Source organism: Marinicauda algicola, assembly GCF_017161425.1.
Lineage (GTDB): Bacteria > Pseudomonadota > Alphaproteobacteria > Caulobacterales > Maricaulaceae > Marinicauda > Marinicauda algicola.
The window spans coordinates 1,858,700-1,880,576 of the sequence record NZ_CP071057.1 but is presented as its reverse complement, the minus strand read 5'-3'; the positions used below and the strand labels follow the sequence as shown (position 1 = coordinate 1,880,576).

25 protein-coding genes and 1 tRNA gene are annotated in these 21,877 nt (G+C 67.3%); 13 read left to right on the top strand and 13 right to left on the bottom strand.

Annotated elements, in window-relative coordinates; genetic code table 11:
• Nucleotides 1-31: 31 nt before the first annotated feature.
• The 3 genes from phoU (at nucleotide 32) to JW792_RS09460 (ending at nucleotide 2,592) form a co-directional block, all read left to right on the top strand.
• On the top strand, nucleotides 32-742 hold the full coding sequence (gene phoU, locus JW792_RS09470; RefSeq protein ID WP_135995957.1) for a phosphate signaling complex protein PhoU: 711 nt from the start codon (nucleotides 32-34) through the stop codon (nucleotides 740-742).
• A gap of 14 nt (nucleotides 743-756) precedes the next feature.
• On the top strand, nucleotides 757-1,443 hold the full coding sequence (gene phoB, locus JW792_RS09465; RefSeq protein ID WP_135995958.1) for a phosphate regulon transcriptional regulator PhoB: 687 nt from the start codon (nucleotides 757-759) through the stop codon (nucleotides 1,441-1,443).
• Nucleotides 1,444-1,518: 75 nt separating this feature from the next.
• Nucleotides 1,519-2,592 carry an aromatic ring-hydroxylating oxygenase subunit alpha gene (locus JW792_RS09460; RefSeq protein WP_135995959.1) on the top strand — a complete coding sequence of 358 codons (1,074 nt, stop codon included), beginning with the start codon at nucleotides 1,519-1,521 and terminating at the stop codon, nucleotides 2,590-2,592.
• Nucleotides 2,593-2,649: 57 nt separating this feature from the next.
• Here JW792_RS09460 and JW792_RS09455 read toward each other — a convergent pair whose 3' ends face one another.
• Nucleotides 2,650-3,189 (bottom strand): GcrA family cell cycle regulator, encoded by a 540-nt coding sequence (locus tag JW792_RS09455; protein ID WP_135995960.1) that lies wholly within the window; start codon nucleotides 3,187-3,189, stop codon nucleotides 2,650-2,652.
• Between the two features lie 248 nt (nucleotides 3,190-3,437).
• Between JW792_RS09455 and JW792_RS09450 the strand changes: the two genes are divergently transcribed.
• From JW792_RS09450 to JW792_RS09440, 3 genes are all read left to right on the top strand, one after another.
• Complete coding sequence (locus tag JW792_RS09450; protein WP_135995961.1) at nucleotides 3,438-4,292, top strand: ABC transporter permease; 855 nt, start codon at nucleotides 3,438-3,440, stop codon at nucleotides 4,290-4,292.
• Nucleotides 4,293-4,351: 59 nt separating this feature from the next.
• Entirely contained in the window at nucleotides 4,352-5,536 is a 1,185-nt protein-coding gene (locus JW792_RS09445; RefSeq protein WP_135995962.1) for an aspartate aminotransferase family protein, read from the top strand.
• A gap of 116 nt (nucleotides 5,537-5,652) precedes the next feature.
• Nucleotides 5,653-6,624, top strand: coding sequence for an Hsp33 family molecular chaperone (locus tag JW792_RS09440; RefSeq protein WP_135995963.1), 972 nt, complete (start codon nucleotides 5,653-5,655; stop codon nucleotides 6,622-6,624).
• A 5-nt stretch (nucleotides 6,625-6,629) separates the two neighbouring features.
• Here JW792_RS09440 and JW792_RS09435 read toward each other — a convergent pair whose 3' ends face one another.
• Both JW792_RS09435 and apaG read right to left on the bottom strand, forming a co-directional pair.
• Nucleotides 6,630-8,087 carry a TrkH family potassium uptake protein gene (locus JW792_RS09435; RefSeq protein WP_135995964.1) on the bottom strand — a complete coding sequence of 486 codons (1,458 nt, stop codon included), beginning with the start codon at nucleotides 8,085-8,087 and terminating at the stop codon, nucleotides 6,630-6,632.
• Between the two features lie 21 nt (nucleotides 8,088-8,108).
• Nucleotides 8,109-8,501 (bottom strand): Co2+/Mg2+ efflux protein ApaG, encoded by a 393-nt coding sequence (apaG, locus tag JW792_RS09430; RefSeq protein ID WP_135995965.1) that lies wholly within the window; start codon nucleotides 8,499-8,501, stop codon nucleotides 8,109-8,111.
• A 180-nt stretch (nucleotides 8,502-8,681) separates the two neighbouring features.
• Between apaG and JW792_RS09425 the strand changes: the two genes are divergently transcribed.
• A complete protein-coding gene (locus JW792_RS09425; RefSeq protein ID WP_135995966.1) occupies nucleotides 8,682-9,707 on the top strand; it encodes a 2'-deoxycytidine 5'-triphosphate deaminase in 1,026 nt (341 codons plus the stop codon).
• On the opposite strand, the gene JW792_RS09420 is transcribed toward JW792_RS09425, so the two are convergent.
• Together JW792_RS09420 and JW792_RS09415 are read right to left on the bottom strand one after the other, a co-directional pair.
• Nucleotides 9,704-10,642, bottom strand: a complete 939-nt coding sequence (locus tag JW792_RS09420) for a radical SAM protein (RefSeq protein WP_135995967.1) — start codon at nucleotides 10,640-10,642, stop codon at nucleotides 9,704-9,706. The genes JW792_RS09425 and JW792_RS09420 overlap by 4 nt on opposite strands.
• A gap of 97 nt (nucleotides 10,643-10,739) precedes the next feature.
• Entirely contained in the window at nucleotides 10,740-11,918 is a 1,179-nt protein-coding gene (locus JW792_RS09415; protein WP_135995968.1) for a hypothetical protein, read from the bottom strand.
• Between the two features lie 178 nt (nucleotides 11,919-12,096).
• On the opposite strand from JW792_RS09415, the gene JW792_RS09410 reads away from it, so the two are divergent.
• Entirely contained in the window at nucleotides 12,097-14,085 is a 1,989-nt protein-coding gene (locus JW792_RS09410; RefSeq protein WP_135995969.1) for an alpha/beta hydrolase family protein, read from the top strand.
• A gap of 101 nt (nucleotides 14,086-14,186) precedes the next feature.
• A tRNA-Gly gene (locus tag JW792_RS09405) sits at nucleotides 14,187-14,260 on the top strand.
• A 19-nt stretch (nucleotides 14,261-14,279) separates the two neighbouring features.
• On the opposite strand, the gene JW792_RS09400 is transcribed toward JW792_RS09405, so the two are convergent.
• The 7 genes from JW792_RS09400 to JW792_RS09370 form a co-directional block, all read right to left on the bottom strand.
• Entirely contained in the window at nucleotides 14,280-14,492 is a 213-nt protein-coding gene (locus JW792_RS09400) for a hypothetical protein (protein ID WP_135995970.1), read from the bottom strand.
• 103 nt (nucleotides 14,493-14,595) lie between these two features.
• Nucleotides 14,596-16,092, bottom strand: coding sequence for a glycosyltransferase (locus JW792_RS09395; protein ID WP_135995971.1), 1,497 nt, complete (start codon nucleotides 16,090-16,092; stop codon nucleotides 14,596-14,598).
• 80 nt (nucleotides 16,093-16,172) lie between these two features.
• Nucleotides 16,173-16,370, bottom strand: a complete 198-nt coding sequence (locus tag JW792_RS09390) for a hypothetical protein (RefSeq protein WP_135995972.1) — start codon at nucleotides 16,368-16,370, stop codon at nucleotides 16,173-16,175.
• Nucleotides 16,367-17,026, bottom strand: coding sequence for an acyl-homoserine-lactone synthase (locus JW792_RS09385; protein ID WP_135995973.1), 660 nt, complete (start codon nucleotides 17,024-17,026; stop codon nucleotides 16,367-16,369). Before JW792_RS09385 ends, JW792_RS09390 begins: the two co-directional genes overlap by 4 nt.
• 166 nt (nucleotides 17,027-17,192) lie before the next feature.
• Nucleotides 17,193-17,960, bottom strand: coding sequence for a helix-turn-helix transcriptional regulator (locus JW792_RS09380; RefSeq protein WP_135995974.1), 768 nt, complete (start codon nucleotides 17,958-17,960; stop codon nucleotides 17,193-17,195).
• The gene (locus JW792_RS09375) at nucleotides 17,957-18,340 is read right to left on the bottom strand and encodes a helix-turn-helix domain-containing protein (RefSeq protein ID WP_206340776.1); all 384 of its coding nucleotides are present in this window, start codon (nucleotides 18,338-18,340) and stop codon (nucleotides 17,957-17,959) included. The genes JW792_RS09380 and JW792_RS09375 overlap by 4 nt, the downstream gene beginning before the upstream one ends.
• A gap of 114 nt (nucleotides 18,341-18,454) precedes the next feature.
• Nucleotides 18,455-18,949: a SixA phosphatase family protein gene (locus JW792_RS09370; protein ID WP_135995975.1), complete on the bottom strand. Its 495-nt coding sequence runs from the start codon at nucleotides 18,947-18,949 to the stop codon at nucleotides 18,455-18,457.
• A 150-nt stretch (nucleotides 18,950-19,099) separates the two neighbouring features.
• On the opposite strand from JW792_RS09370, the gene JW792_RS09365 reads away from it, so the two are divergent.
• The 4 genes from JW792_RS09365 (at nucleotide 19,100) to JW792_RS09350 (ending at nucleotide 20,766) form a co-directional block, all read left to right on the top strand.
• On the top strand, nucleotides 19,100-19,735 hold the full coding sequence (locus JW792_RS09365; RefSeq protein WP_135995976.1) for a peroxiredoxin: 636 nt from the start codon (nucleotides 19,100-19,102) through the stop codon (nucleotides 19,733-19,735).
• Between the two features lie 142 nt (nucleotides 19,736-19,877).
• A complete protein-coding gene (locus JW792_RS09360) occupies nucleotides 19,878-20,144 on the top strand; it encodes a hypothetical protein (RefSeq protein ID WP_135995977.1) in 267 nt (88 codons plus the stop codon).
• Nucleotides 20,141-20,572: a hypothetical protein gene (locus JW792_RS09355; protein WP_135995978.1), complete on the top strand. Its 432-nt coding sequence runs from the start codon at nucleotides 20,141-20,143 to the stop codon at nucleotides 20,570-20,572. Before JW792_RS09360 ends, JW792_RS09355 begins: the two co-directional genes overlap by 4 nt.
• A complete protein-coding gene (locus JW792_RS09350) occupies nucleotides 20,569-20,766 on the top strand; it encodes a helix-turn-helix transcriptional regulator (protein WP_135995979.1) in 198 nt (65 codons plus the stop codon). Before JW792_RS09355 ends, JW792_RS09350 begins: the two co-directional genes overlap by 4 nt.
• Nucleotides 20,767-20,772: 6 nt before the next feature.
• Here JW792_RS09350 and JW792_RS09345 read toward each other — a convergent pair whose 3' ends face one another.
• Nucleotides 20,773-21,828 (bottom strand): ABC transporter permease, encoded by a 1,056-nt coding sequence (locus tag JW792_RS09345; RefSeq protein ID WP_135996468.1) that lies wholly within the window; start codon nucleotides 21,826-21,828, stop codon nucleotides 20,773-20,775.
• Nucleotides 21,829-21,877 lie beyond the last annotated feature (49 nt).

The window sequence follows — 21,877 nt, the reverse complement described above, 5'->3', positions numbered from 1 at the left end:
ACGCGGCCAATGACAACAGAAAGCGTTCGCCATGAACGAACTGAGCAAGCACCAGCATACCGTGAAGGCCTTCTCCGAGGAGCTGGAGAAGCTGACCGCGGACGTCTCAAGCATGGGCGGTCTCGCCGAGGACGCCGTTTCGCGCGCCATGGAGGCGGTGCTCAACCGGGATGCCGAGCTGGCTGCCAAGGTCGTCGAGGGCGATGCGCGCATCGATGCGATGCAGCGCGAGATCGAGAAGCAGATCGTGCGCCTGCTCGCCCTGCGCCAGCCCATGGCGAGCGATCTCAGGATCGTCATCGCGGCGCTGAAGATCGTGTCCGACCTGGAACGCATCGGCGATCTCGCCAAGTCGACCGCGCGGCGCACCAAGGTGCTCAACAAGACCGATCCGCTGCCCGCCACCCCGGCCGTGGAGCGCATGGGCCTGCTGGTGCAGGGCCATCTGCGCCAGGTGCTCGACGCCTATGCCAGCGGCGAGATCAAGCACGCGGTCGGCGTCTGGGAGCGCGACGAGGACGTGGACGAGCACTACAACGCCCTGTTCCGCGACGTCATCGCCCAGATGATGGAGGACAAGGCGCTGGTCGGTCCTGGCGCGCACCTGCTCTTCATCGCCAAGAACCTGGAACGGATTGGCGATCACGCCACCAACATTGCCGAGGAAATCCACTATGCGGTCACCGGTACCGAGCTGAAGGGCGAACGCCCGCGCGGCCCGCGGCCGGAACTGCCTGAATAGAAGGACCGGGGGAGATGACGCCGCACGTTCTGGTCGTCGAGGACGAAGACGCGCTTGCAGAGCTGCTTCAGTACAATCTCAAGAAGGAAGGCTTCCGGGTCTCCCTCGCCGCGGACGGCGAGGAGGCCATCATGCTGGTCGAGGAGCGCCAGCCCGACGTGATCCTTCTCGACTGGATGCTCCCCAAGGTGTCCGGCATCGAGGTCTGCCGGCGCCTGCGCGGCCGGCAGGAGACGCGCAACATCCCCATCATCATGCTGACCGCCCGCGGCGAGGAGGCCGACCGCATCCGCGGCCTCGACACCGGCGCGGACGACTACATCGTCAAGCCCTTCCTGATGAAGGAGCTGTTCGCCCGGGTGCGCGCCGTGCTGCGCCGGATCCGGCCCGGTCTCGCCGACGACAAGGTCACGCACGGCGACATCACGATCGACCGGGTGTCGCACCGCGTGCTGCGCAAGAGCGAGGAGATCCATCTCGGGCCGACTGAGTTCCGCCTGCTGGACTATCTGATGCAGCATCCCGGGCGCGTGTTCTCGCGCGAGCAGCTGCTCGACGCGGTGTGGGGCGCGGACGTCTATGTCGAGGCCCGCACGGTCGACGTCCATATCGGCCGGCTCAGAAAGGCGCTCGGCAAGGTGGAGGGACCCGACCCGATCCGCACCGTGCGCTCGGCGGGTTATGCGCTGAACGCGGAGTAGGGCGAAAGGGCGCACTGGCCACCCGCCGCCGGACGGGTTAGTCAAAGTCCCTCCCGTTTCAGCGGATTTTTCGCGATGCTCGATTCGACCGGCTTTCTCACCGATATCTGGTATCTCGGCCTGCCGGCCGCGCAATTGAAGCGCGGCAAGCCGGTGCGCAAGATCATCATGGGCCAGCCCATCCTGTTCGCCCGCGACGCCGGGGGGCGTGCCTTCGCCCTGCGCGACATCTGCCCGCACCGCGGCATTCCGCTCTCCTACGGGCGCATGGTCGCCGGCGGCAACGAGGTGGAATGTCCCTATCACGGCTGGCGCTTCGGCCCGGAAGGGCGTTGTACCGCCATCCCCTCCCTGGTCTCGGGCCAGGAGATGGACATCTCCAAGATCCGGGTGCGCCGCTACCCGGTGCGCGAGCGCAACGGGCTGGTCTGGGTGTTCATCGCCTCCGGTCCCGTGGAGGGTGCGGCCCTGTCGGAAGCGCCCGAGCCGGAGTTCGGCCCGCCCGAGGTGCCCGGCGCGGGTGAGGCGAGCCCCAACTTCACCTATGTCGTGAAGTTCGACTGCCATCTCGACAATGCGATCATCGGCCTGATGGACCCGGCCCACGGGCCCTACGTGCACCAGTCCTGGTACTGGCGCACCTCGAAATCCACCTACGAGAAGGAAAAGACCTTCGCTCCGGCCGAGCGCGGCTGGGTTATGAAGAGCCACCCTCCGTCGAGCAATTCGTTCGCCTACAAATGGCTCGGCGGGAAGCCGGTCACCGAGATCGTGTTCCGCATTCCCGGCGTGCGTACCGAGTACATCCGCGTCGGCAAGTACTTCGTGACCTCGCTCACCGTGGTCACCCCGATCGACGAGAAGACCACGGAAGTGACCCAGCTCCTCTACTGGGATCATCCGGTGCTGAAGGTCTTCAAGCCGCTGATGGTCGCATTCAGCAAGGCCTTCCTGAACCAGGACCGGGTGATCGTGGAAAAGCAGAACGAGGGCCTGCGCTTCAATCCGCGCCTCATGCTCATCCCGGACGCCGATACCCAGGCGAAATGGTATTTCCGCATGAAGAAGAACTGGGCCGACGCCGGGGGCGATCCCGCCCGCTTCGACAACCCGGTCAAGGGCGAGACCACCTTGCGCTGGAAAAGCTGAAAAAAGGCCCGGGACCTCGCGGTCCCGGGCGTCCGGTTCGGGGCTGAACCGAAGAAATTAGAAATTCACCTTGCGGGCGCCGGCCAGGCTGTCGAGCACGGCGCGGGCGTCGTCGGTGGGCTTGCGCTTGCGCTTGGCCTGCGGCTGGTAGGCCATCTGCGAATGGGCCTCGCAATAGGCCTGGCCGGGACCCGACCGGCGGCCGCAGAAGCGGAAGGTCGTGTCGGCCGGATCGCCGATCGGCCACTTGCACATGGAGTCCTTCAGCGTCAGCACCGTCGCGTATTCCCCGCTCGCCAGGCGCTCTGCCTCGATCGGCGCCGCTGCTTGACGCAGCGCCGGTGCGGGCGTGGAGGGTTGGGGCTTGGCGGTGCTGGCCGGCGCGGCCGGCTGGGCGCGCGGACGCGGGGCGGGCTTCGGCGCAGGGCGCCGGGCCGGACGCGAGGGCGCCGCGCGGCCCGACAGACCGAGCCGGTGGACCTTGCCGATCACCGCATTGCGCGTGACGCCGCCGAGCTGCTTGGCGATCTGGCTGGCGCTGAGGCCGTCAGCCCAGAGTTTCTTCAAGGTTTCAACACGTTCTTCGGTCCAGGCCATGGCGGTGCGCTCCTCGCCTCGTTACGCTGCTTTCCGTGTCCGGCCCTGGCTGAGCCTACCATGTCTGGTAGGTCAGTCTGTGGAAAACCCAACATCTTGGGCCCGACACCAGATACAGTATCCAGAAGCGGTTGAGGCACAAGATGCCGCAGTGATTCGACCGTGGATAACTCCGCTGCGGCGCACCTCGCGTTTCCTCGCCCTCGCGTGCTAGATCAGGCGCGAACCTGCTCTACAGGGAGTCGCGCATGAGTGATCAAGCCCGCAGCTCAGACACCGCACGCATCGGCGATGGCGTTGCGCCGGCCCGGCCGGCCCCGGCGCCGCGCCGCATCGGGGCGGTGAACTGGCTCGGGCTGTGGACGCTCTACAAGAAGGAGGTGCGCCGCTTCCTGAAGGTGAGCTTCCAGACCATCCTGGCTCCGGTCGCGACGACGCTACTCTTCATGACCGTGTTCGCGCTCGCCATCGGCGCGCGCCGCGGCGATGTCGGCGGTGTCCCGTTCACCGCATTCCTCGCACCCGGCCTCGTCATGATGGCGCTGATCAACAATGCCTTCGCGAACTCCTCCTCCTCGCTGATCGTGGCGAAGGTTCAGGGCAACGCGGTCGACTTCCTGATGCCGCCGATCTCGCCGGCCGAGCTCGCCGTCGCCTTCATCGCCGGCGCGATGACCCGCGGGGTCCTGGTGGCGGCGGCCACGGCGCTCGTCATCGAGCCCTTCGTCGGCGTCGGCATCGCCCATCCCTGGGCGGTCGCCTTCTACGGCCTCGGCGCGGCAAGCGTGCTCGGCATGGTCGGTCTGATCGCCGGGGTGTGGGCGGAGAAGTTCGACCATCTCGCGGTGATCACGAACTTCGTCATCATGCCGCTCGCCTTCCTGTCGGGCACGTTCTACTCGATCACCATCCTGCCCGAGCCCTTTCTGACGATCAGCTACTACAACCCGGTCTTCTACATGATCGACGGCTTCCGCTACGGCTTCACCGGCTATCACGACGGCAATCTCGCCGTCGGTGCCGCGGTCATCCTGGGACTCAACCTCGTTCTGGGGGCGCTGAGCTATCTGGCGCTGCGCACCGGCTGGCGCTTGAAGAGCTGAAGCGGCGGGCCTACACCTCACGCGATCCGAACTCCCTTTCCAAGCGCACGGAGCCGTTCATGCCGAAGCCTCTTATGGAGACCTATTCGCCCCCCGAGGAAATCTTCGTGAAGGGCGAGGGCGTCTATCTGTTCGAGAAGGGCGGCGGGAAGTATCTCGACTTCATCTCCGGCATCGCGGTGAACGCGCTCGGCCACGCCCATCCCAAGGCGGTGAAGGCGCTGAAAGACCAGGCCGAGAAGCTGTGGCACACGTCCAACATGTTCCGCGTGCCCGGCCAGATCGAGCTCGCCGAGAAATACTGCCGCGACAGTTTCGCAGACCGGGTCTTCTTCACCAATTCCGGGGCAGAGGCGATGGAGTGCGCGCTCAAGACCGCGCGTCATTACTGGTACGCCAAGGGCCGGCCGGACAAGTACCGCATCATCACCTTCACCGGCGCGTTCCACGGGCGCACCTACGGCGCCATCAATGCCGGCGGCAATCCGAAATACCTCGAGGGCTTCGGCCCGCGCATGGAGGGCTTCGACCAGATCGAGTTCGGTGACATGGAGGAGCTGAAGGCGGCCATCACCGAGGAGACTGCGGCGATCTGCCTCGAACCGCTGCAGGGAGAGGGCGGGGTGCGCCCCTTCCCCGACGCGACGCTGCGCGAGATCCGGCGCCTGTGCGACGCGCACGAGCTTCTGCTGATCTATGACGAGGTCCAGTCCGGCGCCGGGCGCACCGGCAAGCTGTGGGCCCACGAATGGGCCGGCGAGGCGAAGCCGGACATCATGGCGGTCGCCAAGGGCGTCGGCGGCGGCTTCCCGATGGGCGCATGCCTGACCACCGACGCCTGCGGCGAGCACATGGTGGTCGGCACGCACGGCTCGACCTTCGGCGGCAACCCGCTCGCCATGGCGGTCGGCAATGTCGTCTATGACGAGCTGACCCGCGAGGGCTTCCTCGATCATGTCGTCGAGGTCGCGAACTTCTTCGGCCAGCAGCTGGAGTGGCTCAAGGACGCCCATTCGGCCAAGGTCGAGGAGGTGCGCGGGCGCGGCCTGCTGCTCGGACTGAAGCTGAAGGAGGGCTATGTGAACAAGGCACTGGCAAAGCATGCCCGCGATAACCATCTCCTGATCGGCGCGGCCGGCGACAATGTCGCCCGCATGGCCCCGCCGCTGGTTATCGAAGAGGCCCATGCCCGCCAGGCCGTCGAGGCGCTCGACGCGGCCCTGAGCGAGCTTGAGCCCGGCTAGAACGAGATCGCTCCAGGTCGAAGCGATCTGATTCTGGCACTCTTGAGTGGTCGCGTGGTCGAACTGGTGAACCGGTTTTCGCTTCACCTGATCACGCTCTAGACGGAGCTTCCTTCATGGCAGCCGACATCAAGACGCCCGGCCTCGACGCGCTGGGCGCCGGGGACGACATCGTCGCGGGCTTCCAGCTCGCCGAGCTGCCCGTGCGCGGGCGCGTTGCGCGGCTGGGCCCGGTAATCGACGAGATCCTGTCCGCTCACGATTACCCGCCTTCGGTCGCCTCACTCGTCGGCGAGGCGGCGCTGCTCGCGCTGCTGATCGGCGATGCCATGAAGTTCGAGGGCCGGCTCGTGATCCAGGCCTCCGGCGGCAACACGAATCCCGGCGGCATCGAGGGCAAGGGCGCGGTTTCCTTCGTCGTGGCCGACTACGTGCCCGGCGAGGGCGTGCGCGGCTTTGCCAAGTTCGATGCCGGGAAGGTCGCCGCGCTCGAGATCGAACGCGGCGCGCGTCCCGGCGCGCAGGCCCTGCTGGGGGAGGGCCATTTCGCCATGACGATCGACCAGGGCCCGGACATGGCGCCCTATCAGGGCGTCGTCTCGCTCGACGGGCCCTCGCTCGCTTCCTGCGCCGAGCACTATTTCCACCAGTCCGAACAGCTGCACACCCGCATCCGCCTGGCGGTCGGCGAACACTATGCCGGCGAGGGCAAGCGCGCCTGGCGCGCGGGCGGGGCGATGATTCAGCGCCTCGCCGGCGACGATGTGCGCGCCAGCCAGGACGAAGACTTCGAGCACGTGCGCACCCTGTTCGACACGATCGAGGACGCCGAGCTGCTCGATCCGGATGTCGCCTCGGGCCGGCTTCTCTACCGCCTCTTCCACGAGGACGGCGTGCGCCTGCAGTCGCAGCGCCCGGTCACCAGGCGCTGCACCTGCGAGGCCGAACGCCTGATGCGCATCCTTGCCAGCTTCCCGCCCGAGGACCGCGACTACATGGCCAGGGACGGCAGGATCGTCATGACCTGCGAGTACTGCAACAAGGACTGGACGTTCGCGCCGGAGGATGTGGAGGCGGCGGGACGGTAGGCGCGCTACCTCCGCCAGAACCCCGGCGTCAGCAGCACCAGCATCGTGAACACCTCCAGCCGGCCGATCAGCATGGTCAGGGTCATCACCCATTTGGCCGCATCGGGCAGAGGCTGGAACGTGCCGGCCGGGCCGATGATGGGGCCGAGGCCCGGGCCGACATTGGCGATCGTGGTCGCGGCGCCGGAGATGGCGGTCACTGGATCGAGGCCGATCAGCGACAGGGCCGCCGCCGACACCACCCAGGTGGTGAAGAAGACGAAGAAGAAGCTCAGCACCGAGCGCACGGTGTCGTCGCTGACGGCGCGCCCCCCGTAGCGCACCGGGCGCACGACGCGCGGGCGCGCGAGCAGTTCGACCTGGCGCAGCAGCGCCGCGCCGGCGATCTCGTAGCGGAAGAGCTTCACCGAGCAGGTGGTCGATCCCGCGCACCCGCCGATGAACATCAGCACGAAGAAGACCGCCACCGCCGCCCCGCCCCACAGGCCGAAATCGGCGCTGGCATAGCCGGTGCCGGTCAGCACGGAGACCGCATTGACCGCGGCGAGCCGCCAGGCCGGCAGGTCCTGGCCGAGGGGCGGATCGGTGAGGAAAAGCCAGGCGGTCAGGAACGCGCTCGCGGCGAGGACCACGCCGATGAAGCCGCGCACCTGCGGATCGGTCCACAGATAGTCCGGCCGGCCCTGCGCGGCGCGCAGGAATAGCACGAAGGGCAGGGCGGCGAGGATCATGAAGACCAGCGCGACGAGGTCCGACCCGCCCGCCGCGAACGCCCCGATCGAGCCGTCATGGGTGGAGAACCCGCCGGTCGCGACCGTCGTCATCGCGTGGGCGGCGGCGTCGAACGGCGTCATGTCGGTGGCGATGTAGGCGAGAAAGCAGATGAAGGTCAGGACCAGGTAGATCACGCCCACCGCCGCCGCGATCTGCCCGGCGCGCGGCAGCGCCTTCTCCGAGGTGTCGGAGGATTCCAGGCGGAAGAGCTGCATGCCGCCGATGCCGAGCAGCGGCCAGATCGCCATCGCCGTGACGATGATGCCGATGCCCCCGATCCATTGCAGGATGGAGCGCCAGATCAGCACCCCGGCGGGCTGGTCCTGCAGCCCGGTCATCACCGTCGCGCCCGTCGTGGTGAGCCCGGAGGTGGATTCGAACAGCGCGTCCGTCCAGCTCATGCCGGTGACGGCGAGCTTCAGCGGCACCGCGGCGGCGATCGCCATCACCACCCAGGATCCGCCGGTCACCAGGATCGCCCCGCGGGCGGTCAGCGTCTTGGCCCCGCCGCGCGTCATCAGCGCCAGTACCCCGCCGATGAAGCCGCCCACCGTCGCAGAGCCCAGGAAGGCGTGGGCCGAGGCCGCGTCCGACTGCAGGTCGACGACCGCGGGGATGAGTTTGGCCACCGAGAGGGCGGCGAGCATCACGCCGAGCACGAACAGGACGGTCCGGGTGGAATCGTTCACTGTGGACCGTCCCTGCCAGGCCTAGTGGAACGTCATGCGGTCGTAGGGGGAGTCCAGCGCGAAGGCGGGAATGCTCGCCGCGAAGGTCTCTCCCCCGCTCGCGCGCATGCCGTAATGGCCCCGCATGAAGCCCGACGAGGTCGCGAGCGGCGCTCCCGACGTGTAACGGAAGCGCTCGCCGGGTTTCAGCACGGGCTGCTCGCCCACCACCCCGTCGCCGCGCACGATCTCGGTCACCCCGCGCGCATCGGTGATCTGCCATTCGCGGGTCAGCAGCTGGACCGTCTCCGGCCCCTGGTTCTCGATCTCGACCGTGTAGGCCCAGATATAGCGGTTCTCGGAGGGCTCGGACTCCTCCTCGAGATAATCCGGCTCGACCTTGATCACGACGCCGCGCGTCTCGCTCTTGTACATCCCCGCCGCTCCTCAAGCGCAGTTCAGGCGCGATGAGACACCCGGACGGGGCGATACTCAAGAGGCAGGGTTCAGCGTTCGGGGCTGGACTCGCGGGCCGCAGGGTTGAAAACCTCGTTTCCTGATCACGAGCCGGCGATTCACCTGCAGCCGGCGATCCGCCGGACCCGAGGATGGCTGATGGCCCCGACGCCTGGAATCCTGCCCGATCGCGCGCTGCGCGCCCTGTTCGACGAGGGCGCGATCATGGCCGGGCATCCCCTCGATGCCGACCAGATCCAGCCCGCGAGCCTCGATCTCCGGCTGGGAACGAGAGTCTGGCGTCTTCGGGCGAGCTTCCTGCCCGGCTCGGGCCGGCGCGTATCCGAGCGGCTGCAGTCCGATTTCACCATGCACGAGATCGACCTCACCGGCGGGGCGGTGCTGGAGACGGGCTGCGTCTATCTCGCCGAGCTGGCGGAGCGCATCGCCCTTCCCGGCGACGTCGCCGCGGCGATGAACCCGAAGAGCTCGACCGGCCGGCTCGACGTCTTCACCCGGGTGATCGGGGACGGGGCGGAGGCGTTCGATCAGGTTCCGGCCGGCTATGCGGGCCCGCTCTATGTCGAGATCTGCCCGCGCACCTTCTCCATCCTCGCCCGGCCCGGCGACCGGCTGGTCCAGGCAAGGCTGCGGCGCGGCGCGCATGCGCCAACCCGCTCGGTCACGCTCTCGGTCGACCTGGCTCCGGCGAACGGCGGGCCGGTCGGCTACCGCGCCAAGCGCCACAGCCCGCTGGTGGACCTGAAGAAGGTCGGCGCGCACGATCCGGCCGCCTTCTGGGAGCCGCTCCACGCCATCGACGGCCATATCGTGCTCGACCCGGGCGAATTCTACATCCTGGCAAGCCGCGAGGCGGTGGAAATCCCCTTGGGCGAAGCCGCCGAGATGGCGCCCATCGCGCCGGAGATCGGCGAGTTCCGCGCCCATTATGCCGGCTTCTTCGATCCCGGCTTCGGGGTGGAGACCGCCGGCGGCAAGGGCGCGCGCGCCGTGCTGGAGGTGCGCGGCCGCGACGTGCCCTTCATTCTGGAACACGGCCAGGCCGTGGCGAAGCTGGTCTACGAGCCGATGGCCGGCGCGGTCGAGACGCCCTACGGAACGGCGGGCTCGAACTACCAGGCGCAGGGCCTGAAGCTCGCCAAGCATTTCCGCGCGCCGGGCTAGCTGCAGCTCGCCCCGCCGAGCACGCAGAACTGGGCGCAGAAGCGGTGATTGAGCTTCACCGGCTTCAGCGAGGCTTCCAGCGTATCGCCCATCTCGAACCCGGCATCGTAGGGGATGAGCGTGCACGACAGCACGACCGGGGCCTTCGCCCCCTTGCGCTTGACGACCATGCGGCTCGACGCGCACATCACCTCGGACGGGTCCTTGGACAGGATGTCCCAGCAGGCGGTGGTGATCTCGGGCGGATGGCCGCCCGGGTCCATCTCCGGAAAGATGACGAGTTCGGCCGGTTTGAACGCATCGATCGGGATCGCGTGGCGTTCGAACAGCGCCGCGAAGCCTTTCCGGGCGCTCGCCTCGTCCTCGTCCCACAGGCTCCTGCCCGCCGCGGTCATGGCAAAGCCGTTGCGCGCAAGCCAGATCATGCCCTCCAGCGTGATCTGCCAGGTACCCGCCCCGCGCTCCTCGTCGTGGTTGCCGGCGCTGAAATGATCGAGGCTGATGCGAAGGGTCAGCCTGTCGCCATGCCGCTCTCTCAGCGCGATGAGGCCCTCCTGCACCTTCGGGCGCATCATCGGCTTCATCGCATTGGTCAGGATCAGGACGCGGTGGCCGCGCGACAGCGCGTCCTGCGCCATCCCGATCATGTCCGGGTTCATGAAGGGCTCGCCGCCGGTGAAGCCGATCTCGACGGGGCCGAGCCCCATCGTGTCCATCTCGTCGAGATAGGATGCGACCTCGCCGGCGGTCAGATAGACCAGCCGGTCATTTGTCGGCGAGCTTTCGATATAGCAGTGCGCACACTCGATATTGCACAGCGAGCCGGTGTTGAACCACAGCGTTTCCAGGCGGTCGAAGGCCACCGAGGCGCGCGCCTCGCCCTTGGCGGTCACGTCCGGATCGGTGAACGGCAGGATCGGCACGGAATGGTTCATGGCGGCCTTGAAAGCAGCGATGCGGGTACGCCGTGAAGCTAGGCCGCCCGTGCGCCCGTCTCAACGCGCCTGACGCAGATGTGAGCGGGAGGCGGATCTAGAAATAAAGCCCGAAATTGATGTTGACCCTTCGCTCCCACTCGTCCGTGCCGCCGCCGGCGAGCGCGTCGGAGAAATTGGGGCCGAGCCAGGCATTGTTCTTGCCGGCCGCGAAATCGGCATAGACGAAGAGCGGCCCCTTCACGTCGAAGGCGGCGCCGATCACGTTGTGGTAGGAGGCCTCGAACGCGCTGCTGGACTTCGTCAGCACGCTGAAATCCTCGTACACGGTCAGCCCGTCGAGCCAGGACGTCATCCACCGGCCCTGCAGCGGCACCTCGTAGGAGAGCGCCGCCGACCAGATGCGCCCGTCCGCGGCGACCTGGTAGGGGAAGTCGTAGGCGCCCATCACCACGACATCGTCCTCGGCGCCGGGCGGGCTTGCCAGCTCGTAGTCGTAGGCGGTCGCCTGAAGTTTCAGCTCCCACGGCCCCTCACGCCAGCGCGCATGGGCCGCGCCGGCGAGATGATGCCCGTCGCTGCGGGTGACGGCGTTGGGGATGCGCCCGGCCTGCAGCGAGACGCCGAGTTCCAGACTGTCGCCGATCCCCGGCGCGCCCGACCAGGCGACCCGCGCATTGAGCTGCCCGGCCTCGTCGTCGCGGCGCCCGAAGCCGGAGACCACGTCGTAGGAATAGCGTGCGCTGTCCTCGCTCTCGCCGAACCAGTCGCCTTCGTCGGAGGGGAACCAGGCCGTATCGACGCGCCAGCCGCCTTCGCTCTGCGACCAGCTGAGGCCGAAGTCGTAATCGTCCTCGAGGCCCGCATAGTAGGCGATGGAGAAGAAATAGCTGTTGGCCGCATAGGGCAGGAGGCCGAACGGGACCTGCTGGATACCCGCCTTCACCGTGCCCAGCGTCTCGCTCTCGTAGCCGAGCCAGGCATGGTGGGGGAAGGAGGTGAAGCGCCCGGTCTCGTCGTAGTAATAGACCCGCCACTGCGCCGAACCGATCCAGCCGGAGGCATGGTCGAGATTGAGTTCCAGCCGGGCGGTGTCGAACTCGGCGTCGGCACGCGGAAACCGCGTCTCGCGCGTCTCCCAGCTCTTCGACAGCACGTTCAGGCGCACCGCCGCGCCGACATCGACCGGGCCGATCTTGAACAGCTGGGCGCTGGCCGTAGCCGGCCAGGTGCCGAGGAGAAGGACGGCGAAGGGCACGCATCTGGTTGCAGTCACGGCACAGCGCTCCCGATGGGCTTCGCCGCTCTAAGCGATCGGCGGCGCTGCGCGTTCCGGCCCGGCTGCGCTTCGCGGGGCGGGCCAATTCAATAAGAGATAGTAGAATAGATATTGCCGCTCCCGTGTCACGCGATAGGATGGCGTCTGATTGTTTGCGTCGGAGAGGGGAAACCGTATGCGCTGGATCGCCGTCATCGCCTTGCTGTTCGTATCATCCGGGAGCGTGTCGGCCGCCGAGCCTCCTCCGCTGGAGGCTTTTGCCGAATTCGACGATATCAGCTCGGTGGACATTTCGCCGAACGGAGACCGGCTCGTCATGCTGGCCGGCACCGATCACGGCAACCGCTTCGCGCTTGTCCACGCGCTCTCCACCGGGGAGAGCAAGCCGATCCCGCTCGGGGAAGGCTTCGTGATGGGGGTGAGCTGGCTCAGCGACGTGTTCATCCAGGTCGTGTTCGCGGACCGGCGCATGGTGGATGCGGGCGACGACCGCACGGACGTGCGCCGGACGCTGATCCTGAACGTGGACACGGTCGAGTACTACGAACTCTCCAGCTATGCCGAGATCGTGAGCATCGTCCCCGAGCGGCCGGACGAGATCATCGTCGAGCTGCCGGTACTGCGCGACGACCGAAATACGATGGCGGCCAATCTCAGCAACGAGGACGCGATCGGCTTCACCACCGGCATATTCCGGCACCAGCTGGGCGATCGGCGCTCGCGGCGCCGGATCGATATCGGCAATCAGGACACGTCCTATTACCGCCTCGGGACCAGTCACGAGCCGGTCATCCGGGTGGATTTCGACGATGAATCCTACGAGATCGACGTTTATGCCCGCCTCGGCGACACGCATCGCTGGACGCACATCCACGACGAAAAGCTGACGATCGAGCGCTACGGCCGGCGCGGCAAGCGATATCTGGGCACCATCTCCAACGTGCTCGGGATGGACCGCAACGGGCGGGAGGCCTGGTTCTGGCAGCGCGTGGACGACAATCGCACCGTCCTGCGCACGATCGATCTGGAGACACGCGAATTGACCGACCGGGTCATCGCCTCGCCTGTCGCCGATGTATACACTGCGCTCATCGACTGGCGCGACAACGCGGTTATCGGGGCGAGCTGGCACGAGGGCGAGCCCAACATCGTCTATTTCGATCCCGAGTTCGCCGAGCTGCACGCCACGCTCGAGCAGATGTTCCCAGACGACGAGGTGAGCCTGTCCAGCTGGGATCTGGCCTTCAACCGGGTCGTCGTCTACATCGAGGGCGACACGACGCCGGGCGATTATTATCTGCTCGACCGGGGCGAGGGCGCAATGTCCCTCATCGCCAGCCGGCGCAGGGGTCTCGGCCCCGAGCACGTGAATCCGGTGGAAGTGGTCCACTACACGGCGCGCGACGGGCTGGAGATCATGGCCTATCTCACACTGCCGCGCGATCGCGATCCCTCCGATCTGCCGCTGGTGGTGATGCCGCATGGCGGTCCCGAGGCGCGCGACTATTTCGGCTTCGACGAATGGAGCCAGCTGCTGGCGAGCTACGGCTATGCCGTGCTGCAACCGCAGTTCCGCGGGTCTGACGGGTTCGGACGCGACTTCGTCCGGCTCGGGCACGGCGAGTTCGGCGGCAAGATGGTCGCCGACGTGGCCGATGGCGCGCTCGCCCTGGTCGAGCGCGGCATCGTTGCGCCCGACCGGATCTGCATCTGGGGCTGGAGCTATGGCGGGTACCAGGCGCTCGCCAATCCGGCAATGTTCCCCGACCTCTATCGCTGCGCGATCGCGGGAGCGGCCGTCTCCGACCTGCCCTCGATGATGCGCTATGCCGAGACCCGCCACGACGGCGCGGCGGTCGACTACTGGAGCGAGTACATCACCGACTGGCGGGTGAACCGCGATCACCTGATCGATATCTCGCCGACCACCCACGCCGCGAGAATTGAGGCCCCGATCCTGCTGATTCACGGCACGGACGACCTGATCGTGCCCTACCAGCAGGCCGAGGCGATGGCCGAGGCGCTGCGTGCGGCGGGCAAGCCCTACGAACTGGTCGCGATCGAGGACGGCGTCCATCACTCCTACCGCATGACCTACGACCAGAAGCTCCAGCTCTACCGGGCGCTGATCGGGTTCCTTCAGCGCCACAATCCGCCGGACTGACGGGGCCGCCACCCCTCGGCCCTTCCTGGTCGTCCACTGCGGCGGCACCGGGGATACCGGTTGCCGCCGCCATCTTTTCTGGTAAATCTCTTCCGCCCGGCGCGGGTGTAGCTCAATGGTAGAGCAGAAGCTTCCCAAGCTTACGACGAGGGTTCGATTCCCTTCACCCGCTCCAGCCCTTCCCTGACCAATCGCTAGAACCCGCCGCGCCCGGTCTCGATGCCGAACAGGTTCAGCACGTGCACCGCCAGCAGCAGGGTGAACACGCCGGCCAGGATGGCGAGGCTGGTCCACGGGATCAGGCGCGGGCCCTTCATCGGGTTCCACGGCCGGCCGCTGCGCCAGGCGGAGAAGGCGAACAGCGCGCCGCTCGCGCCCATCAGGATGAGGGTGGTGGTCAGGGTCATGCGGGGTCTTCCATGGCCGGTCCGGTTCACTTAGGAAGCCGCGCGCGATTTGGGCAAGTCTCGATGCTGCGTGACAGCCGGGCTCGCCGGCGCGGGCGACCCGTCAGCTTCCCGCGGCACGCCGTGCCGGGCTGAGCCCGTGCTCGGTCTTGGCCCAGAGGTGGGGATCGCCGCGTGCGATCTCGGCCAGGGCGCGCACCATGGCCGGACCCTGGAGCAGCCAGTAGGCGGGCATGGTCACGAGGTCGGCGGTTCTTGCCGCGATCCCCGCCCGCCGCGCGGCGAGTGCGGCACTGAGCATGGCGGTGAGATAGGCGCCGGGCAGCAAGCCCATCCACAGGATAGGCGCCGTGCCAGCGGCGAGCCCGGCGAGAAGGATTGCAAGACTGACGCCCAGACAGGGCAGGTGAAGCAGGGCGCTCAGCACGTTCCAGCCGAGCGTGAGATGCAGGGCAGCGTGCGCGCCCGCCCCGCCGGCGCGGGCAAGGCCGCGCGGATCGCGCATCTGGACGAGCCAGCTGACGAGATGACCCTTCAGCCAGCGGCTGCGCTGGGCGCACCAGGCCCCGAGGCTGATCGGGGCTTCTTCCAGCGTTGCAGGGGCGATCCAGCCGATGGTCCAGCCCGCGCGGACCAGGCGGAAGCCGAGATCGGCATCCTCGGTCACGTTGAACGGGTCCCAGCCGCCGGCGGCCTCCAGCGCGATGCGCCGGAACACGTTGCTCGTCCCTCCGAGCGGTACCGGCCAGCCCAGATGCGAGAGGATGGGCACCAGGGCCCGGAACTGCACGGCATATTCCAGGGCGAACTGGCGGGTGAGCCAGTTGTCTTCCCCGTTGTACCAGCCGAGCGGGGCCTGGACGCAGGCCAGCCGCCTGTCGGCGGCGAAGGCCTCGGCAGCGGCGCGCAGCTGGTCGGGGGCGGGCGCGTCCTCCGCATCGTAGATGGCGACGAGTTCGCCGCGCGCGACCCGCAGGGCGAGGTTGAGCGCCTTCGGCTTCGTGCGCGGACCGGTCCCGGGTACGGGTAGGACGCGGATCGCGTGCTTGCGCGCGAGGGCTCGCGCGGCATCCAGCGTCTCCTCGTCGTCGGCCTCGATCGCGAACACGATCTCCAGCCGGTCGCGAGGATAGTCGAGCGCGGCGAGGCTACGGGCAAGTCCCGCTATCACGGCCGCCTCGTCGTGCAGCGCGACGATCACGCTCATCGCGGGAAGCGCGGCCCGGTCGAGTTCCCGGCGCGGGTTCGGAGCGGGGGGAAACAGGGCGGCCGCAAGGCGCAGGATCAGCGAGGCCGCGACGAGGACGGTGAACAGGGCGGCGAGGATCGCGGCGGACGTGCCGGGCGCACAGAGCGCCGTTCCGCTGACGAATGCGGCCGGTCCGAGCAGGACCGGCCAGGGCGGACGCAGGGGTCGACCCGCGCTCGCCTGGGGATGGCGTTCGCACAACCCGAATGCGGCCGCGTGCGCGAGCGCGTCGAGATCGTGTTTCTGAAAGGGCCGCGGCGCCTGCGGCCGAACGCGGCGATGAACGAACCGCGCCGCCGGTTCGGCCATCCCGGCCACGCCGGCTGCCTCCGCGCCAATCCCGTCCTCCACGCCCGGTCCCCGAGAAACCCCGTACCGGGGAACTCGATAGCATGATCTATCGTGACAGGCGAATCAGCACGTCCGGGTTGTCAACCCGCCTTGCGCAGATCGGCGAGCGCACGCGGCGCATTCACCTGGCGGGCATTGAGCTCGAACAGCTCCTCCATCTCGCCGTGGCGGGCGAGATCGGTGACGGCGTAGAGGAACATGGTGGTGTCGATGCCGCGCAGTTCGAGGGCGTGCAGGATTTCCTCGAACTGACGGATGTGGTCCGGCCAGCGCGTCATCGCGGCCCTCCTGCGATTGCGAAATTGGCCCGCTCGCGATCGCCGGCCTCGGCCGGGTCGATCAGCGGCGAACGCTTCATCCCGAAGAGTTTGAGGACCTTGGCGTAGGCTTCCGGCGTGGTCTCGAAGTGGACGGAGACATAGGTGCTGTCGCCCATCGTCACCGGCAGGCCGAGCGGCGTCGCCCGGATGCCCATCTCGACATATTGCGGTAGGGTATGGGCGAGGGTGAAGCTGATGCATGAGGTGATGGAGCGCCGCACGCAGTAATCGAAGACCGAGGAGACCTGCATCGCCTTCAGCCGGTTGCACTCGGCCGGGGAATACCGGTCGGCTGCCACCGCGAAGCGGGAGTAGTCGTAGATGTGCGGCCCGCGCGGAATGTCGCGCAGGTTCGCGTATTCGGGAAACTGCGTGGCGCAGATGTTCGGGGTGAGCGAGGGAACGAGCCGCGAGCACGCCACCACCTCGCCGTTTTCCACGGTAGCGAAATAGACCGCGTGTTCGTGGTCGTAAGGGTCGATATCGCGCCCGTCCTCGCGCGCGATGTCGCTCCATCCCAGGAGACCGACGAAGATGCGGTGGCGGAACCGGTACATGTCCTCCACGACATCGTGGAAGAGCTCCCGGTATTCCGGTTCGATGACGAGCGTCATGATCCACCTCCCAAGCTTGAAGACGCTCGGGAGAAGTAATCCGACGTTGAGTGGCGCGGTAACTACCCATTCGGGTAGGTTCGCACATCCGCGTACATCTAACCCAAGGCTGTGGATACAGGCGTGCGCCGGGGCATGCAAGGGGCCGCGTCGAAAAAGATCGTGGTCAGGGACGCAGATAGCCGCGCCGGTAGGGCTCGACGACGGCCTGGGTGCGGGTATGGCAGTCCAGCTTGGACAGGATCCGCTTCATGTGGAAGCCGACCGTGTTCTCCGAGATGCCCAGGATGTCGGCGACCTCGGTCGAGGTCTTGCCCGAAGCGATGTAGTTGATCACCTGCACCTCGCGGGCGGTGAAGGCCGGGGAGGGCGCCTCGTCGCGATCGCGCCCCTCGTTCATCAGCCGCTTCAGCGTGCCGACGAAATACAGGCAGAGCATGTGCATCATCGCCCGCTCCTTCGGCGACCAGTCGAGCTTCTCCCCCACCACCGTGACCGTGTTGATCGGCCCGGAAAGCTGGTGGGAGGGCACGGTGAAGCCGTCGGCGAGCCCGAAGGCGCGCGCCTCGTAGAAGACCTTCCGGCCCTCGCGCGAGGAGACCTGGAAGATGTCCTTCCACTCGAAGGGCTCGGTACGCACGAGGTTGGCGTGCACGATCGGGTCCACGTGCCAGAGCTTCTTCTCCACCCAGTGGGCCTGCCATTCTTCCGGCCAGGTGGAGATCAGGATCGGCGTGGACACGCGCGTGGGGTTCTCCACGAGGCCTGCGGAGAACATCGAGCAGCCGAAGCGCTGGATGATGCGCTCGAATTCGGCGATGACCCGGGCGCTGTCGTCCATGGACTGCAGGCGCTCGATGAAATCGAGCGCCTGGGCCAGGTTCAGCGCGATCGGGCCATCATCGTTCATGGTGAGCCCGGGCCGGATGGTCACGCGTCGATATCGTCCAGTACCGAAGCCACCTGTTCGACCGCCTTGCGGCGCGTCTCGTCGTCCTCGATCGCGGCCAGGCGCAGGGCCAGGCGCGCGACGTCGACCGGGAGCGTGGGTGCCTGCTCGGCATTGGCGGCCGCCTCGTCCGCGCCCTTCAGGTCCTCGAAGAAGGCGCTGACCGGAACGCGCAGGATCTGCGCCGCGTGATAGAGCCGGCCCGAACCGATGCGGTTGACGCCGCGTTCGTATTTCTGGACCTGCTGGAACGTGACGCCCAGCTCCTTGGCGAGCTGGACCTGGCTGATGTCCCGCGCGCAGCGGAAAAGACGAAGTTTCGCGCCGATCTCCATGTCGATCGGCGTAGCGGCACGTGCGTTCAAAAGGGTACCCTCCAGTAAGTATGGGCCGCGGCCGGCCCCCGTCGAGCCACGGCATTCGCTAAGTGCGTTCAACCTAGGACATTCTTGCAGCGGAATCCAGCTTCGGTTGCGGTGTCAGGCTTTCGGGTTGTGCAGCAGCACCTGCCTGGCGCCCTTCAGCGCGGAGGCCGGTGCGACGATCTCGAAAACCGAGGCGGCGCCGGTGGGATAGCCCTCCGGCCAGCGCGACAGCGTCCCGGCGCGCGCGGCCATCTCGCGGGCCAGCCCGCCAATGCCGGGATTGTGGCCCACGAGAACGAGCCCGGCGGTGCCCGCTTCGTAGGCCTCGGTGACGGCGCGCAGCAGCATCTCGGTGGAGGCGTGGTAGAGCGCCATCGGGCTTTCCACCGGCGGGTCGCCGAGCGTGGAGGCGATATGGCTCCAGGTCTCCTGCGTGCGCCGGGCCGGGGAGACCAGGGCCCGGTCGGCGGTCAGGCCTGTGCGGGCCAGGGCCTGCGCGGTCCGCTCGGCATCCGCATGGCCGCGCTCGGTCAGAAAGCGGTCGAAATCCTCGTCGACTTCCGACCGGTCGATCGTCTTGGCGTGGCGGATGATGATGAGGTGCGGCATGGGGCGTTGGTCTCGTGTCCTGCGGTCCGGCGCGTGCGGGCCATGGGAAATCGAACGGTCCGGGCCCGATCGGGGTTGCGCCGGTTCCGGCCGGGGTCCAAGTAAGCGCCATCGCACTGTCCCCGCAACCCTGTGACAAGGAGAATTGGGATGCCCCTGCTGCTTGGCGACACCGCCCCGAACTTCCAGGCCGAAACCACCGAAGGCAAGATCGATTTCCACGACTGGATCGGCAATGACTGGGTGATCTTCTTTTCCCACCCGGCCGACTACACCCCCGTGTGCACCACCGAGCTCGGCTACACCGCCAAGCTCGAGGACGAATTCAAGAAGCGCGGCGCCAAGGCGATCGCGCTGTCCGTCGATCCGCTGGAGGACCATCACGGCTGGATCAAGGACATCGAGGAGACCCAGGGTGTCAGGATGAACTTCCCGATCATCGCCGACACCGACCGCAAGGTGTCCGAGCTCTACTCGATGATCCACCCCAAGGCTGATCCGAAGGTGACCGTGCGCGCGGTCTATGTGATCGACCCCGACAAGAAGATCCGCGCCACCTTCACCTATCCCCCCAGCGCGGGGCGGAATTTCAACGAGGTGCTGCGCCTGCTGGATTCCCTGCAGCTGACCTCGAAATACAAGGTCGCCACCCCGGTGAACTGGGAAGAGGGCCAGGACGTCATCGTCGTGCCGAGCCTCACCGACGAGGAGGCCGACAAGCTCTTCCCGAAGGGCTACAAGAAGATCAAGCCCTACCTGCGCGTGACGCCGCAACCCAACAAGTAGGCGCGGCGAAGTCGAAGTCTTCGATGCGGCCGGTCCCGGAGTTTCGGGGCCGGCCCTTTTTATCCCTCCTTGTAAAGCGAACTTGACGTCAAGCGACCTTGACGCTATCAGGTCAAGGTCGCTTGACAAGAAGGAGGGTCTGATGACTCTGGGACGTGACATTCGAAAGGTGCTGTTCGGATTCGGGCTCGCCGTCGTGATCGCCGCCTGGGCGAGCGTGGCGGTCGTGTTCGCGATCGATGCGCCGAAGGCGCTGGTGATCGCGATGACGGTCGCCGCGGCGCTGGCGAGCGAGGGCGTGTTCTGGCTCGGCGTGGTCCTGCTGGGCTGGTCGGTGCTCGATCGCCGCCGGGCGCTGTGGCGCTGGATCGCCGGCCGGGGGCAGGGCCGCAAGGAGTACGAGGCATGATCGATCTGATCCCGGAGTCCAGCTCCGCCCCGCCGGCGGCGCGCCGGCGCTACAACAGGCGCTCGGTCGCGCTCGCCCTGCTGATGCTGCCTGTCACGGCGCTGGCGGCATGGCTCGCCGAGGCCGATGTGCCTCCTGCTGGCGTGGCCGCGGGACTCGCCGGCGTCTTCGCCGTCCTGCTCCTGTTCGCCTACGAGTTCGTGCAGCTGATGCGTTCGCTCGACGAGCTGCAGCACCGCATCCATCTGACCGCGCTCGTCATCGGCTTTGCCTCCGCGTTGCTGGTGCTGATGGCGCTCGGCATCGTCTCGGCCCTGACCGGCCTGATCGGCGCCGAGGCCTGGGCGTTGATCGCCATCCTCGCCGTGCCGGCATCCTTCCTCGTCTACTATGTCTTCCTGCATGTCGGCCTGAGGCGCTATCGATGAGGAACCGGCTGCGCGAACTCAGGGCCGAGCGCGGCTGGAGCCAGCAGAAGCTGGCCGAGGAACTCGGCGTGTCGCGACAGACCGTCAACGCGCTCGAGACGGGCAAGTACGCCCCCTCCCTGCCGCTCGCCTTCAGGATCGGCCGCGTCTTCGGCCTGAGGATCGAGGAGATCTTCTCCGACGCCCCGGATTGAGCGCGGCTAGTCGAGCGTGCGCTGGTAGCGTGCCATCGCGGCCGCGGCGATCACCGAGAGGATGATCAGGAGCGGCCAGAGATCGCTCCACACCTCCGCGAGGCCGGCATGCTTGAGCATCACCTCGCGCACGGCCCTCAGGTAATGGGTCAGCGGCAGGCATTCGCCGATGAACTGCGCCCAGTCCGGCATGCCCTTGAACGGGAACATGAAGCCGGACAGCAGGATGGAGGGCAGGAACATGAAGAACGTCATCTGCATCGCCTGCATCTGGCTCTTCGCCAGCGTGGAGAACAGGAAGCCGAGCGAGAGATTGACCAGGATGAACAGGCCGGTCGCCAGGACGAAGGCCAGCGCGCTTCCGCGAAACGGTACGCCGAACAGGGTCCAGGCGAGGACCAGCATGAGCACGACCTGCAAGAAGCCCACGAAGACATAGGGCGTCACCTTGCCGATCATGACCTCGAACGGGCGCGCCGGGGTGGAGAGCAGTCCTTCCAGCGTGCCGCGCTCGCGCTCCTTGGTGATCGCCATGGACGTCATCATGACCATGGTCATGGTCAGGATCACGCCGAGCAGGCCGGGCACGATGTTGAGTTCGGTGCGCCCGGCCGGATTGTAGCGCCGGTGGACGACCGTCTCGGCCGCCGGCGCTCGCCCGCCCGTCAGCGGCGCGAGCGCCTCGCTCACGATGGTCGGGAAGGCGCCGATGCCCGCGCCGGCGGCGACCGGGTCGGTGGCATCGGCATCGAGCAGGATCTGCGGGCGCTCGCCGCGCAGCAGGTCGCGCTCGAAATGGGCCGGGATGGTCACCACGAACAGCGCCTCGCCGGTCTGCAGCGCCTCTCCGGCCTCGCCGGGATCGTCGACGACGCCGATGATCTCGAAATAGGTGGAGGTCTCCATCGCCTGCACAATCGCGCGCGAGAGCGGCCCGTGATCGCCCATCTCCACCAGGGTCGGCAGATGGCGCGGGTCGGTGTTGATCGCATAGCCGAAGAGCAGGAGCTGCATCAGCGGGATGCCGACCATCATCGCGAAGGTCAGCCGGTCACGGCGCATCTGGATGAATTCCTTCGCGACCACGGCGAAGATGCGGGAGAACACGCGC

What these genes read in the sequence shown, in the direction of transcription:
- phoU (WP_135995957.1), top strand. Translation starts at nt 32, where the DNA reads ATGAACGAACTGAGCAAGCACCAGCATACCGTGAAGGCCTTCTCCGAG.
- phoB (WP_135995958.1), top strand. Translation starts at nt 757, where the DNA reads ATGACGCCGCACGTTCTGGTCGTCGAGGACGAAGACGCGCTTGCAGAG.
- JW792_RS09460 (WP_135995959.1), top strand. Translation starts at nt 1,519, where the DNA reads ATGCTCGATTCGACCGGCTTTCTCACCGATATCTGGTATCTCGGCCTG.
- JW792_RS09455 (WP_135995960.1), bottom strand. Translation starts at nt 3,189, where the DNA reads ATGGCCTGGACCGAAGAACGTGTTGAAACCTTGAAGAAACTCTGGGCT.
- JW792_RS09450 (WP_135995961.1), top strand. Translation starts at nt 3,438, where the DNA reads ATGAGTGATCAAGCCCGCAGCTCAGACACCGCACGCATCGGCGATGGC.
- JW792_RS09445 (WP_135995962.1), top strand. Translation starts at nt 4,352, where the DNA reads ATGCCGAAGCCTCTTATGGAGACCTATTCGCCCCCCGAGGAAATCTTC.
- JW792_RS09440 (WP_135995963.1), top strand. Translation starts at nt 5,653, where the DNA reads ATGGCAGCCGACATCAAGACGCCCGGCCTCGACGCGCTGGGCGCCGGG.
- apaG (WP_135995965.1), bottom strand. Translation starts at nt 8,501, where the DNA reads ATGTACAAGAGCGAGACGCGCGGCGTCGTGATCAAGGTCGAGCCGGAT.
- JW792_RS09425 (WP_135995966.1), top strand. Translation starts at nt 8,682, where the DNA reads ATGGCCCCGACGCCTGGAATCCTGCCCGATCGCGCGCTGCGCGCCCTG.
- JW792_RS09420 (WP_135995967.1), bottom strand. Translation starts at nt 10,642, where the DNA reads ATGAACCATTCCGTGCCGATCCTGCCGTTCACCGATCCGGACGTGACC.
- JW792_RS09410 (WP_135995969.1), top strand. Translation starts at nt 12,097, where the DNA reads ATGCGCTGGATCGCCGTCATCGCCTTGCTGTTCGTATCATCCGGGAGC.
- JW792_RS09400 (WP_135995970.1), bottom strand. Translation starts at nt 14,492, where the DNA reads ATGACCCTGACCACCACCCTCATCCTGATGGGCGCGAGCGGCGCGCTG.
- JW792_RS09390 (WP_135995972.1), bottom strand. Translation starts at nt 16,370, where the DNA reads ATGACGCGCTGGCCGGACCACATCCGTCAGTTCGAGGAAATCCTGCAC.
- JW792_RS09385 (WP_135995973.1), bottom strand. Translation starts at nt 17,026, where the DNA reads ATGACGCTCGTCATCGAACCGGAATACCGGGAGCTCTTCCACGATGTC.
- JW792_RS09370 (WP_135995975.1), bottom strand. Translation starts at nt 18,949, where the DNA reads ATGCCGCACCTCATCATCATCCGCCACGCCAAGACGATCGACCGGTCG.
- JW792_RS09365 (WP_135995976.1), top strand. Translation starts at nt 19,100, where the DNA reads ATGCCCCTGCTGCTTGGCGACACCGCCCCGAACTTCCAGGCCGAAACC.
- JW792_RS09360 (WP_135995977.1), top strand. Translation starts at nt 19,878, where the DNA reads ATGACTCTGGGACGTGACATTCGAAAGGTGCTGTTCGGATTCGGGCTC.
- JW792_RS09355 (WP_135995978.1), top strand. Translation starts at nt 20,141, where the DNA reads ATGATCGATCTGATCCCGGAGTCCAGCTCCGCCCCGCCGGCGGCGCGC.
- JW792_RS09350 (WP_135995979.1), top strand. Translation starts at nt 20,569, where the DNA reads ATGAGGAACCGGCTGCGCGAACTCAGGGCCGAGCGCGGCTGGAGCCAG.
- JW792_RS09345 (WP_135996468.1), bottom strand. Translation starts at nt 21,828, where the DNA reads ATGCGCCGTGACCGGCTGACCTTCGCGATGATGGTCGGCATCCCGCTG.